The following is a 12,938-nucleotide window of genomic DNA, read 5'->3' as shown; positions in this document are numbered from 1 at the left end:
AGAACCCCAAGCCGTTCGTGTGGACCAAGACCGCCGAAGAGATCATCGATTCACTCGCACGATATTGCCAACGAATTTCAGGCGCAGGACACTAGGGCGTGTCTGACAAATTGGCAGGGTGCGCCGACCGAGCCCGTCCGCGACCGCTGGCGGCGGAGGTCGGGAATGATCGCGCCGTACTATCGCGGTGAGGGCGAAGCGCCAGGCCGAGATTCCCGCACCCGCGGGTGGGAGGGGGCAGGGTGTTCGGTCGGAAGAAGAAGCGCAGCGGTCTGAACAATCTGAACGATCTGATGGAGCAGCTCAGGCCCGACCTGAGTCGGCAATCGCTCGGCGTCGGGCCCGCCTTCCCGGGCGTCGCCCCGAACCCGCTCCTGAGCAGAGATGCCTGGAAGCGCAACGCGGAACTGCGTACCGGGGTGCTCGCTCTCGGCGTTCTCGTCGACTGGCGGGAGGTCAGCAGCGACGGCAGTCCGCGCGTGGTCCTGATGTTCGACGTGGAGACCGCCGACGGCATCTCGTTCCGCGGTATCGCGGACGAAGACCTCACGATCACCGAGCTCACCCGGCTCGCCCCGGGACAGACGTTGCCCGTGCGCTACCGGCCGGCCGTCATGGACCACTACGTCGCCCTTGCCCGGGACGCGGACCCCGCCCGGGTGCAGCAGCTCTCCGACGAGATCGCGCGCCGCAAGCGGGCCTGACCCGAGGCCATCGGTTAGCGGAGACAAGGCCGTCCTCTCCGAACCCGGAGACCAGCAGGAGCATCGCGAACGCCGCGGCGGGCTCGCCGCCCACGGTCACCAGAACCGCTTTGTCGGACACGCCTAGTCCAGCTGTTCCGGGACCCCTCCCAGCCGCCTCGCCCTACCTTCCCCGGCATGGGAGCGAACGAGGGGCGCGGCCGGACCGCCGCGGCGCGGGTGCGGGAGGTGGCGACGCCCGAGCTGTACCGGCGCAACCCGTTCCGGATCGTCGGGCTCACCGCGGCCGCGACGCGACGGGAGGTGCGGGAGCGGCGACTTCGAGTCCTAGGGGTGCTCGAAGTCGGCGGCGCGGCACCGGACGGGGTGCCCTCGGACGTGACCGTCGACGAGGTGCGGGCGGCTTTCGACGCGCTCGGCAACACCGAGCACCGGTTCGTCGACGAGGTCTTCTGGACCTGGGGCGTGCCCGCTGACTGCGGGTGTCCGCTCCAGCTGCACCAGAAGCACGACAACGCGGTGGCCGCCTACGCGGCAGCCCTCGACGCGGAAGCCGACCGCACCGACGACCATCCCGCTCCATTGTGGACTGAGGCCGGTCGCTGCTGGGGAGTGGTCCTGCGGAGCGAATCGTTCTGGCGGCATCTGCACCATCGCGTCGAGAAGCTTGGCGACCGGCGCCTTGACGAATCCACTGTGGACGGCCTGCGTCTCGCCTTGCCGGACGCGTTGCTCGCGCCGTTGATCGAAGTAGCTTCCCGGTCGGCGGAGCCGCGGCGGTTCGCCGGGTATCTCGCGTTGTTCGGGGCTGATCGGCATGCCGTCGAGGACGCGCGTACGGCCATCGCCGACGGGACGTATCGGCGGGTCGAAGCGTTGCTCAAAGATCTGCGTGGCGATCTGGACGGGAACCGGGTTCAGGCTGCGGCGACGCGGGCGATCGAGGAGACCGAGCCGCTTCTAGACCGGCTCGAAGAGGTGGTGCCACGGGCGGAATTCCGGCGGACGGCGTCGCTGTCGGAGTCGATCGCGGTGGTGGCGAACAACATCGGGGTCGCGCTGGCGGACGTGCGGGGTGCGCCGGCGGGACTGGTGCGGGAGGTGTTCGCGGTCGCTCGACGGTGCAGTCGCGATCCGGAGACGTTGGAAGCCGTGGCGCGCAACGAGCTCGCTGCCACGGCGTATGTGCCGAGTCGTTCTCCGGAGCGGGAACCGTCGGCGGCTCGGGTTTCCGGCGCGTTGCTCCACGCGGTGGCAGCAGCCGTGTTCCTGGCTCTGAAGCTTCCGGGGGACGCGCTTCTGGCCATCATCTTTCTCGGCGCGGTTGCCGGGTCGTTGGTGAATTGCTTTGTGGCGGCTCGGCCTTGGACCAAACCCGGGCGCTATCCGGCGCTGCTGGGGTTGGACGCGGTGGTTTATCTCGCGCTCCTCCCGGTTGCTGTGCCGTATTGGCTGGCCGTCGCCGTCGCGGCAGTGCTGTTGTACGTCGCCCCGTTCGTGCGGGTGGAGAGGGGCTCGTGATGGGGGACCGGCGGAGCGAAGAAGCACGGCAGCGCAGGCAGCACAAGGAGTTCCGGATCGCCGAACCTGGTCTGCGCGAGGAGGAGCGCGTTCGGCTTCGTGACGCGCTTGAACAACTCTCCGTTGTGCTGACCGATCAGGACACTGCGACGCCACTGTCCGAATCGGACTTGGCGGAGGCGGCGACGGCGTTGTGGCGGGCGCGGCGCAAGCTCGCCGGGGTCGAGGACCGGGTGGCGCGGCAGGCGGGCCGGTTCCTCAGCGCGAGCCAGGACGCGCTCGACGCGGCGGGGGTGCTCGTGCAGGACCACGACCGGATCCCGTTCGGCTCCGGGATGGCGCTGGAGGTGCTGCTGTTCCAGGACGAACCGGACCTGGACGTCGAGCGGGTGGTGGAGACCGTGCGGCCGTCGATCTACCTGACCGGCCGCCGGATCCAGATGGGACAGGTCATCGTCGGGCGCCCGGCCGCCCGGGGGAACGGGGAAGCGGATGCGTGACACGATCGATTTCGGGATCGACCTCGGCACCACGAACAGCGCGATCGCGGTGCTCGACAACGGTGCGGTGGCGGTGATCAAGAACAACGCGCAGATGGATTACACGCCGTCCGCGGTGTGGAGTCGCAGGCGCGGCGTGATCGAGGTCGGAGCGGGGGCGCGGCGTCGGCTCGAGGACGACCCGGAGAGCGTGCAGATCGAATTCAAGCAGGCGATGGGAATTCCGGACGCGCGGCGGGAATTCCCGAAGGCCGGGTTCAGCATGACTCCGGTGGAACTGTCCGCGGAAGTGCTGCGGTCGCTGCGAAATTCCGCTGCTCCGCGTGAAGTTCCGGACGCGGCGGTGATCACCGTGCCCGCCGCGTTTCTGTTGAACCAGACCGAGGCGACGCAGGAGGCCGCGAAACTGGCCGGGTTCACCGGGAATTGCCCGCTGCTGCAGGAACCGACCGCGGCGGCGTTCGCGTTCGGATTCCAGAACGAAAGCAAAGGCGCGCACTGGATGGTGTTCGACTTCGGCGGCGGCACGTTCGACTCCGCGGTGGTCAGCACTGTCGAAGGGGAATTGAGCGTGCTGCACCACGCCGGCGACACCCACCTCGGCGGACGCAACATCGACCAAGCGGTGCTGGACCAGGTGCTCGCTCCGGAGGCGGCGCGGCAGTTCGGGTTCAGCGATTTCACCCGGGACAATCCGTTCTGGCGGCGGAACTTCGCACGGCTGCGCAGTGCCGCCGAGACAGCGAAAATCCAGCTCTCCCAAGCGGAACAGACCTATGTGCTGCTCGACCTCGACCGAGGCGACGGGCAGTGCGAGATGTTCGAGTACACCCTGCGCCGCGAGGAGGTCGATCAGGTGGCGCGGCCGTTCTACCTCCGCGCGGTGCGGTTGTGCCGGTCCGCGCTGGAGTCGGCGAATCTGCGCCCGGCGGACATCGACCGGCTGCTGCTCGTCGGCGGCCCGACCCTCGCGCCCGGTTTGCGCGAACTGCTGGCCGATCCGTCGGCCGGGCTGGGCATTCCGCTTGACCACAGCCAGGATCCGAGCACCGTGGTGGCGCGCGGTGCGGCCGCCTACGCCGGAACGGTGGCGCGGCCACGGACGGTACGACCGGCGAGGCGCGGGAAGTACTCCCTGGAGCTGTCCTATCCCGCCACCACGAGCTTGCCGACTCTGCCGGTGTCCGGCCGGTGTTCGACCGACGGCCCGGCCGAATGGGCGCGGTTCCGGATCGCGCTCAGCGCGCCGCAACGCAGGCCGGTCTACCGGACGTCCGAGGTTTCCCTTTCCGCCGACGGCACCTTCACCGTCGACGCGGTGCTCGACGAGCTGAGCACGAACCGGTTCGAGATCGAACTGCTCGACCCGGCGGGCGCGCGCGTTCCGGTGCGGCCGGACTCGCTCACGATCACTCACCAGCTCAACGAAATGATGGGTCAGACCGTGGTCAACACGGTCGGCCTGACCGAGGCCGACGGGTCCTTCACCCCGATGCTGATGAAGAACGCGCCGCTGCCGGCGGCGAAACGGCAGACGTTCTTCACCACCGCGACACTGCTTCGCGGCAACACGTCCTCGGTGATCCGGATCCCGGTCGCGGAAGGCGAACGCCGCCGCGGCGAGCGCAACCAGCAGGTGGGCGTGATCGAGATCCGCGCCAAGGACGTGCGGTTCGACCTGCCGCGCGGCAGCGGGGTCGTGATGACCTTCGAGATGGACGATTCGCGGCAGGTGTCCGTGGTGGCCGAGGTTCCGTTGCTGGACAACGAGTTCGAGGCGGTCATCGACCTCAAACAGCAGCACGTGCCGGATCCGCAGACGCTGCGGCGGCTCCTGAACGAACTGGAGGCGCGGCACGAACAGGTGCGGACGCAGGTCGAGGGGACGCGTTCGGACCGGGCGCGTGGGCTGCTGAACCGGCTGGACGAGCAGGGCAGCGTCGCGGCGGTCCGGGACGAAGTGCGCTCCGGCGGTGCCGACGAGGGTGCCGCGGTCGCCGCGGAACGGCGGATGCGCGACGTGCAGGCGGACCTCGACGACATTGAGGCGGAGCTGCGCGTGCCCGAAGTACTGGAGCGGCTGCGGGACCAGATCGACCACTGCCGCGAGCTGGTCGACCGGGTCGGCGCGGACGAGGACCGGACCGAGCTGGCCGAGATTGAACGCCGGTACGCGGCCATCGCCGAATCGCACGACGTCGAAGCGGGCGAGCGGCTGTCCGGGCGGGCGCTGGACCTGCAGGTATTGCTGTTGCGTCGGGACGGTTCGCTGGATCTGGAGGTGTTCAACGCGCTGCGGGCTTCGCGCGACACCATGTCCGATCCAGCCCGCGCGCGGGAGCTGATCCGCGAGGGCGAACACGTGGTGGCGACGTCGAACTGGGCCGCGCTGCCGGACGTCAACCGCCGGTTGCGGCGTTTGCTTCCGGAGGGCCGGCCGGGTCAGCCGGGCGGCGGAATTCTTCGCGGGGAGCGCGAATGAAAAGGCTTTCGCAGGCGCTGGAACGGGAACTCGTCCTCGCCGAAGGTGCCGATCTCGCCCGTCGCGGCGATTACGAGGCGGCCGTCGCGCTTCTGGAACCGGACTCCGAGCGCGACCCCGCGCGACTCGATCTGCTGGCTCGCGTACACGCGCAATCCGGCGACCTCGCCGCGGCGGACGCGGACTGGGCGGCCGTCTTGGCTTTGCAGCCAGGAAATTCCGCGGCCGAGGCGGGACGCCGGGTGATCGCGAAAGTCCATTCCGGACGGTTGCGTCGACAGCCAGTCCGCCGGTATCTGCTGACTGCCGGTGCGGTGGTGCTGGTGGGCGGTGCGATCGCGGGCGGGGTAGTGCTGACGACGCGGCAGCAGCCGCCTGCTCCCATGGTCCTGGTGGCCAAGCCGGACGACGGTCTCCGCGCCGAACTGGACCGCCTGCACAGTGAGGAATCCCTTGCCGCCAGCGAAGCCAAAGAACGACAGGAAGAACTGAAGCAACTGGCGAGAGCCTTGGCCGCACCCGGAGTGACCGCAAAGACGGAAGGCGACGCGGTCGCTGTCAGCTTCGACCGCGGCCTGTTCAGTCCTAACGCGACAACGCCGAACGAAGCTGGACGAACGACCTTGACGGACTGGGCTAATGTCCTCAAAGGACAGTCCGTGCGCGTCACCGTGATCGGTCACGGCGTAGCTGTTCCCGGCGGCCCGGCGAGCGGTGGCTCGACGGTCTCCTTGGCCCGCGCGTCCGCTGCGGCCCGGGTGCTGGCCGGAGCGAGCGGGTTGCCGTTGACCGCGTTCGCGGTTTCGAGCGCGGATCAAGGCGCGAACTCGACCAGGACGGTCACCCTCGAAGTGCGGCCGACCGGCGCATGAACGCCACATACAGCGCGCCGGGCACGATCAACCCAAGCAGCCAGGAGATGTCCGCGCCGCCGAGCAGCGGTGCGATCGGTCCGACGAAAATTCCTTCGACGTTGGCGAACGGGATCTGCACGGCGATCCCGAGGACGTAGGCGGTCAGTGCGGGCCAGGCCCAGCGGCCGTAGCGGCCGTTGGGGTCGTAGAGCGCGTCGAGGTCGTACTTCTCCTTGCGCAGCAGGTAGAAGTCGACCAGGTTGATCGAACTCCACGGCGTGAGGAAGTACAGCAGGAAGTCGAGGAACAGCACGAAGTTCGACAGGAACTGGCCGCGGCCGAGGATGGCGATCACCGCGCCGACCACACCGACGCCCGCGATGTAGCAGATCCGTGTGGCCTGGGAAAGCGCCGCGCGACGACCGAAACCGGTCAGCGCGGTCGCGACGGTCATGTAGCCGCCGTAGATGTTCAGCACGTTCACCGTGAACTTGCCGAGCGCGATGGCCAGCAGCAACGGGATCAGCAACGCTTCGCCGCCGAGGCCGACGACGTACGCGACTTCGTGGCCCTTGAATGCTTTCCCGGCAATGGCGTACGCCATCGCACCGAACGACATCGCCCACACCGCGCCGAGCACTGTGCCGCCGTACGTCCACCAGAAGGTCGCGCGCACCGACGTCGCCGACGGCAGGTAGCGCGAGGTGTCGGCGACGTACGGACCGAAGGTGAGCTGCCACGAGGCGGTCAGCGAGATCGCCAGCAGGAACTTCGGGAAGTCCAGGTGCGGCGCGGCGAGCACGGCGCCGAGGTCGTGCCCGCTGACCAGCCGGATCGTCAGATAGAGGAAGACGACCACGGACAGCGCGGACGCGAGCCAGCCGAACCGGTGGATCAGCCGGTACCCGACGATCGCGATCAGCGCCGAGGCGAGTGCGTAGACCGCGATCGCGGCGTCCGTCGGCAGGTGCGTGATCTGGGCGACCGCCTGGCCGCCGAGCAGCGAACCGCTCGCGAAGTAGCCGAGGTACATCACCACGACCAGCACCAGCGGGAGCGCCGCGCCGTACACGCCGAACTGCGCACGCGACTGGATCATCTGCGGGATGCCGAGCTTCGGCCCCTGCGCGGCGTGCAGCGCCATCGGAATGCCGCCGAGCGCGTTGCCGAGCACGACCGCGACGATCGCCCACAGCGGATGCACGCCGACCAGCACCGTCAACGCACCGGTGACCGCGGAGGTGATCTGCGTGTTCGCGGCGAACCACAGGGTGAACAGACTGCGCGGGTGCCCGTGCCGCTCGGATTCGGGCACCGGGTCGATCGAGCGTCGCTCCAATGTGGCCGCCACGTGCCCCTCCTGCGGATCTTCGGTGAATGCGCTGGACGAACTCAACGTCAGCGCGGGCCTTTCGGCCAAGTAGCCGCCAGAGGATTCTGTCTCGGATCCCAGACCCTGACCAGCTGTCAGCGCCTGGCAGCGGACTGCCAGCGGAGTGTGCGGACGGTGCCAGCGAAGCCCGTCAATCTTCAGCGGTCACCAGCTAACCGGGGAGAACAATGCAGACTCCAGTCACCATCATCGGCGCCGGTCTCGGCGGACTGACCCTCGCCCGGGTCCTGTACCTGCACGGGATCCCGGCCACGGTCTACGAGGCCGAGCCGTCGCCGATGTCACGGTCCCAGGGCGGACTGCTCGACATTCACGATTACAACGGCCAGCTCGCCGTCGAGGCGGCCGGCCTGATGGACGAGTTCCGCGACCTGATCCTCGAGGGACGCCAGCAGATGCGGATCCTCGATCCCGACGGCACCGTCCTGCTGGACCATCCCGACGACGGCACCGGCGGCCGTCCCGAACTGCTGCGCGGCGAGCTGCGGCAGATGCTGCTCGACTCGCTCCCGGACGGCACCGTCCAGTGGGGCCGGAAGCTGCGCGGCGTCCGAACTGTTGGGGACGGACACGAGGTTTCCTTCGCCGACGGCAGTTCTGTCGTGGCGAAGCTACTGGTCGGCGCGGACGGCGCCTGGTCGCGGGTGCGGCCGTTGCTCTCCGACGCGGTGCCGGAGTACCTGGGTCTCGCTTTCGTCGAGACGTACCTCTACGACGCGGACACCCGGCATCCGGCGGCCGCGAAGGTCGTCGGCGGCGGAGGGATGGGCGCACCCGGGCCGGACCGGCGCATCATGGTGCACCGCGAACGCGGCGACACCCTGCACACCTACGTGATGCTCAAGAAGCCGGCGGAGTGGTTCGACGACCTCGCCCGACTCGACACCCCGGCCGCACTTGCCCGGCTCGCGGCCGAGTTCGACGGCTGGGCGCCGGAAATCCTCGAACTGATCTCCGGCGCCGACACCGCGCCGATCCTGCGCCGGCACTACACGCTGCCGGGCATGCACCGGTGGGACCGGGTCCCGGGCGTGACGTTGGTCGGCGACGCGGCGCACCTGCGGGGCCCGAACGGCGAGGGCGCGAACCTGGCCATGCTCGACGGCTCTGAACTCGCCGGACTGCTCGCCGCGCACCCGGACGACGTCGAGACCGCGCTGGCGCTGCACGAGGAACGGATGTTCGCCCGCAGCGACGCGGTCGTCGCCGAGTCCGCCGAGATGGTCAAGCGGATCACCGCCAACCACGGCAAGGACACCGCGAAGATCGTCGCCGACGGATTCCGCCGGATGCTCGCCAAGAAACGGGATCGGGCAGAGAGCGTCAGCTGAGGCGGTGCGCTTTGAAGAACTGAAGGATCACCGGGGTGGCGTCGATCGCGGTGGGGGTGTCGGAGTCGTTGTTCGGGCGGGTGCTCGGCCAGACGTGTCCGGCCCCCTCCACCCGGAAATGCACCAGCGAACATCCGGGCCACCACTGCGTCACCACGTCGCGCGCCGGAGAAACCGAGACGGGGTAAGGGAAACACCGGTCGCGTGCGGCCCAGCCGTTCAACCAGTCCGGAATGGACGGAAGCCCCTTGGCCGGATTGCCGGCGTAGGGAATGGTGGTGTCGGCGGTGCCGTGGAAGTCGAGCAGCGCGACCTTCCGGCTCGGGTGGCAGGCGCCGCCCTGGGGGTAGAACGCGCCGGAAACCGGGGCGAACGCGGCGATCCGGTCGGCCATCCGGCACGCCAGCACGCCGACGAACCCGCCGCCGTTCGACTTGCCCGCCGCGTAGATCCGCGCCGGGTCCACGCACATCCGGTGCTGCAGCGAGGTGAGCAGGTCGCCGGTGAACCGGACGTCGTCGACGGGGGCCGAGTAGGGCGCGCCGGTCCAGGCGGATTTGCCGTCGGCGCCGATGACGCCCTGCGGGTACACCGCGATCACGTCCGAGCCGGAGAAGCCGGACAGTTCCTCCTGGTACTCCGCCGTGCGGCCGTGCCCGTGATAGGAGAGGACGACCGGATACTGGCGGTGCGGGTTGTAGCGAGCGGGCACGTAGATCCGGTACTCGCGGTCGATCCCGCCGGACGTCAGATGCTCGACCGTCGTGGTGCCCTGCCCCGGCACCGCCTGCCCGCACCCGGTCGTCGACACTGGCTCGGCCGCCGAAGCCGGCGCGGATAGCACCCCGAGCCCGATCGCCGTCGCTAATAGGGCAACGCCTGCACGGAAACGTCCGGACATCCGATCCTCCTCGATCGACGGGCGAGCGCGACCATAGTCACCCCGTACCGGCCCCGGACGAACCTTTCGTTCATTGAGTTAACGACTAGGCTCGCCTGGGTGACGGACGCGGAAGAGTCCTCTGCCAACCGCATCACCGGCGGCCACTTCGACAAAGTCGTGATGGCCGGGGCGGTGCACGGCGACATCAATGTCGGCCGATCGGGCGACAGCCCGGCGGAGCTGGCCGACCCGCTCATCGCCTCGGTCCGGCTGCGCCCCGGCGGCACCCTGGCTGACCTGGTGCTGGACACCGATCCGCCGCGGGTCGCCGTTCCCGGCGGGACCGTCCACATCATCACGGTGGAAGCCAGGACGAACCGGGCCGTAGTCCTGCAATCCGCGCGGGTGGTGGTCGTCTCGCGGACTCCTCCGCGCCCGGCCTGCCTGCAGATCCGGATCGGCGGCCTCCTGGAACCGCGCCCTTTCACGACCGACTTCGACGCCCCGTCGCCGCGGCTGGTCGCGCAGGGCCCGGATTTCCCGTTCACCGTCAGCGCGACCGACATCGAGCAATTCGAGATCGAACCGGTCACCACGACCCATGAGGTCGCCTGGCGCCTGGAAGTGGACTGGACCTGCGCGGGCCGCCACGGCACCACGGTCATCGACAACCAGGGCGAGCCGTTCCACGCGTATCCGGTGCCTGCTCTTTTCTCGGGCCGCTCGCATTCGGTGCTCAGTTCGGGTTGCGACCTGTTCCACGAGCGGGGCTGCCCGGCCAGCCTGCTGGACGGTGCCCCCGCTTCGCTCTGGGACCGCCAACAACCTCCGCCGTATCCCGTGCTGCCGCCGCTCTCGGTCCCCGAGATCCCCCTCGACCTGGACTTGGATCCCGACTTGAGGGAGTCGTGGCCCGAATACCGCCGGATCGCGGTGGCTGTCCGGATGTCGGCCGCTGAACCGGACTTCCGCGGCCACGAACCGCCGGAATACCGCGCGCTGCTCATCCGAGTGCTGCGCTACCTCTTCGTCTCCGGCCAAGCCCGCCCCGGTGCCGCCCTGGGCCGCATCCTCCACGCCGAATGGACCGCGGCGCTCGGCGAGGACCACCCGGACACCCTCGCCGTCGCCAACCGCCTGGCGGGTTGCCTGGTCGGCACCACCGATTATCCGGAGGCGCGCGACCTGCTGACCGACCTCCTGCCCAGGGTGAGCCGCGTACTGGGCGAGGACGATCCGCTGACGCTGACTGTCGCGAGCAACCTCTGCGTGGCGTATATGGGACTGAACGAATACGAACACGCCCGCGACCAGACGGAGGACGTCGTGGCCCGGAGCCGCCGCGCCCTCGGCCCGGACGCGCTGGGCACCCTGCGGACGACCGGCAACCTGGTCCAGATCCACCTCCGCCTCGGCGACCGCGCTTCGGCGCTCGCCGTGTTGGAGGATCTGCTGCCGCGATGCCGTCGGGCGTTGGGGGAGGAGCATCCGCAGACGGTGAGTGCTGCCGCCACGCTGGCTCAGGTCTTGGCGGAAGAGGACTGAGCCGAGGTCAGGATTCGCCTTGCCGGAGCGCGGTTTCCGCTTCGGCGAGGTGGTCCGGACCTATGCCCGCCGCCGGATGAACCGGGATCAGTGCGGTCGCGATGCCCCCTCGGCGTTCGAGGAACCGCTGCCGGGCGCTGGGGAACAGGTCGAAATCGTCGTCGAGCCAGGCCAGGGGCCGCCCCGCCGCGAAGCGGCCGACCGCGCCGGACTTCCAGTCCGGATGCTGGTCGTAGGCGCGCACGCCGACCACGGGAAGCGCGGGCAACCCGAGCGCCGGGCCGATGGTGGCGTCTTCCCAAGAGGTGACCCACGCCAGATCGGCGCCGGTCCGCTCGGCGAGGGCGAGCAGCGCGGTCCCGTGCGCCGGATTGAGCCAGGCCTTCCTCCTCCAGCGCGAAGCACGCCACTGGTATTCGACGAAGCCGGGCGGCGGGGTCTCCGCCGCGAAGGGGTTCAGCGGCCCGTCCACGTCGAGCAGCGGAATCGGCTTCACGCTCCGCCGCTACCCGGTGCCCAACCCAGGTCAAGGACGGCAAAACCCCTTACCCGCCAACACCCGCTCCACCGAAGCCGTCACCTGCGCCGCCGGCAGTTCGCCGCTCTCCACCGCCCGTTGCAGCCGATCCACCACCGCCCCCACGTCGTTGTGCCCAGAAGAGAACAACGCCTGGTCGGCCCCCGCCTGCAAGGCCTTCAGCACCGCATCCGGCAACGCGAACCGGTCCGTGATCGCCTTCATCCCGCCCAGATCGTCGGTGATCACCGGCCCGGTGAAGTGGAACTCGTTGCGCAGCAACCGATACGCCTCCGGAGCCAACGACGCGGGCTCGGCACCGGTAAGCCCCGGGACCTCCAGGTGGCCCACCATCACCCCGACCTGCCCGTACTCCGCAATATCGCGATAGGGCACCAGATCGACCCGGCGCAGCTGGTCGAGCGGCGGGGTCACGACGGTTCCGCGGTGCGAATCGCCGGATCCGTGGCCGTGGCCCGGGAAATGCTTGAGCACCGGCTGCACGCCGCCCGCGCGCAGGCCCTCGGCGAAGGCCATCGCGTACTGCCGGACCTTTTCCGGATCCGGGCTGTAGGAACGGTCGCCGATCACCGCGCCGTCGGGTTCGTCGCTGACGTCCGCGTCCGGTGCGTAGTCGACCGTCACCCCGCGTGCCCGCAGTTGCTTGCCCCGCTGCTCGCCGATCGCGCGCACCTCGTCCGGCGTCTTCGAGGCCGCCAGCTGCCGCGCGCTCGGGAGCGAGCCGTCGAGGTCGTCGATGCGCTGCACGCGTCCGCCCTCCTCGTCGACCGCGACCGAAACCGGGATCTTCGCGGCTCGCTGGACCCCGTCGAGCGCGCCATTTTGCAACAGCGTGGTCTTTTTGTCGCCCACGAAGATCCCGCCGACCTGCTGCGTCCGCACGAGGTCCGCGACGCCCGCCGGATCGCCCGCGTTGACGCCCGGCACCACCAGTTGCGCCACTCGCGCCCGCGGATCCATCGACGACACCGCCGACGCGCACGACACCGGCCCTGGCACAGTCTGCGAGGACGAGGTTGACGCAGGTGGAGCGGCTTGCGGCGAACTGCCCGCGCTCGGCGCGGTGAGCGGAGTGGGCGTCGCTGTTCCAGAAACGGAACGATCCCCGGAGCAAGCGGAAAGCGCACATATGAGCGTCAAGCCGCTGACGGCGCCTGCGGTGATCCAGCGGGGTCGGGCGTGCGCCT

The 12,938-nt window shown here is 69.5% G+C and carries 11 protein-coding genes; 7 read left to right on the top strand and 4 right to left on the bottom strand.

Translation table 11 applies throughout. The features are described from left to right. Window positions 1–293: 293 nt before the first annotated feature. The 5 genes from ACZ7SW_RS37320 (at window position 294) to ACZ7SW_RS37300 (ending at window position 6,079) form a co-directional block, all read left to right on the top strand. Window positions 294–704, top strand: a complete 411-nt coding sequence (locus ACZ7SW_RS37320; protein ID WP_470235070.1) for a hypothetical protein — start codon at window positions 294–296, stop codon at window positions 702–704. Between the two features lie 177 nt (window positions 705–881). Beyond that, window positions 882–2,225 carry a hypothetical protein gene (locus ACZ7SW_RS37315; protein ID WP_470235069.1) on the top strand — a complete coding sequence of 448 codons (1,344 nt, stop codon included), beginning with the start codon at window positions 882–884 and terminating at the stop codon, window positions 2,223–2,225. Beyond that, window positions 2,225–2,725: a hypothetical protein gene (locus ACZ7SW_RS37310; RefSeq protein ID WP_470235068.1), complete on the top strand. Its 501-nt coding sequence runs from the start codon at window positions 2,225–2,227 to the stop codon at window positions 2,723–2,725. The genes ACZ7SW_RS37315 and ACZ7SW_RS37310 overlap by 1 nt, the downstream gene beginning before the upstream one ends. Further along, the gene (locus tag ACZ7SW_RS37305; protein ID WP_470235067.1) at window positions 2,718–5,207 is read left to right on the top strand and encodes an Hsp70 family protein; all 2,490 of its coding nucleotides are present in this window, start codon (window positions 2,718–2,720) and stop codon (window positions 5,205–5,207) included. The genes ACZ7SW_RS37310 and ACZ7SW_RS37305 overlap by 8 nt, the downstream gene beginning before the upstream one ends. Next, window positions 5,204–6,079, top strand: a complete 876-nt coding sequence (locus ACZ7SW_RS37300; RefSeq protein ID WP_470235066.1) for a hypothetical protein — start codon at window positions 5,204–5,206, stop codon at window positions 6,077–6,079. The genes ACZ7SW_RS37305 and ACZ7SW_RS37300 overlap by 4 nt, the downstream gene beginning before the upstream one ends. Here the strand turns inward: ACZ7SW_RS37300 and ACZ7SW_RS37295 are convergent. Next, complete coding sequence (locus tag ACZ7SW_RS37295) at window positions 6,048–7,412, bottom strand: purine-cytosine permease family protein (protein ID WP_470235065.1); 1,365 nt, start codon at window positions 7,410–7,412, stop codon at window positions 6,048–6,050. The two genes, ACZ7SW_RS37300 and ACZ7SW_RS37295, sit on opposite strands and share 32 nt — an antisense overlap. 209 nt (window positions 7,413–7,621) lie before the next feature. On the opposite strand from ACZ7SW_RS37295, the gene ACZ7SW_RS37290 reads away from it, so the two are divergent. Continuing rightward, the gene (locus tag ACZ7SW_RS37290) at window positions 7,622–8,785 is read left to right on the top strand and encodes an FAD-dependent oxidoreductase (RefSeq protein WP_470235064.1); all 1,164 of its coding nucleotides are present in this window, start codon (window positions 7,622–7,624) and stop codon (window positions 8,783–8,785) included. Here the strand turns inward: ACZ7SW_RS37290 and ACZ7SW_RS37285 are convergent. Further along, a complete protein-coding gene (locus ACZ7SW_RS37285) occupies window positions 8,778–9,686 on the bottom strand; it encodes a CE1 family esterase (RefSeq protein ID WP_470235063.1) in 909 nt (302 codons plus the stop codon). The two genes, ACZ7SW_RS37290 and ACZ7SW_RS37285, sit on opposite strands and share 8 nt — an antisense overlap. 99 nt (window positions 9,687–9,785) lie before the next feature. Here ACZ7SW_RS37285 and ACZ7SW_RS37280 point away from each other — a divergent pair, with 99 nt between their 5' ends. Then, the gene (locus ACZ7SW_RS37280; protein WP_470235062.1) at window positions 9,786–11,213 is read left to right on the top strand and encodes a tetratricopeptide repeat protein; all 1,428 of its coding nucleotides are present in this window, start codon (window positions 9,786–9,788) and stop codon (window positions 11,211–11,213) included. Between the two features lie 7 nt (window positions 11,214–11,220). Here the strand turns inward: ACZ7SW_RS37280 and ACZ7SW_RS37275 are convergent, their stop codons facing one another. Both ACZ7SW_RS37275 and ACZ7SW_RS37270 read right to left on the bottom strand, forming a co-directional pair. Further along, complete coding sequence (locus ACZ7SW_RS37275; RefSeq protein WP_470235061.1) at window positions 11,221–11,709, bottom strand: HAD domain-containing protein; 489 nt, start codon at window positions 11,707–11,709, stop codon at window positions 11,221–11,223. Window positions 11,710–11,739: 30 nt separating this feature from the next. Further along, complete coding sequence (locus tag ACZ7SW_RS37270; protein ID WP_470235060.1) at window positions 11,740–12,711, bottom strand: glycoside hydrolase family 3 N-terminal domain-containing protein; 972 nt, start codon at window positions 12,709–12,711, stop codon at window positions 11,740–11,742. Window positions 12,712–12,938: the final 227 nt, after the last annotated feature.

Source organism: Amycolatopsis sp. NPDC114484 (assembly GCF_055633755.1).
The sequence above is the reverse complement of the archived record's forward strand: the minus strand, read 5'-3'. Positions and strand labels throughout refer to the sequence as shown.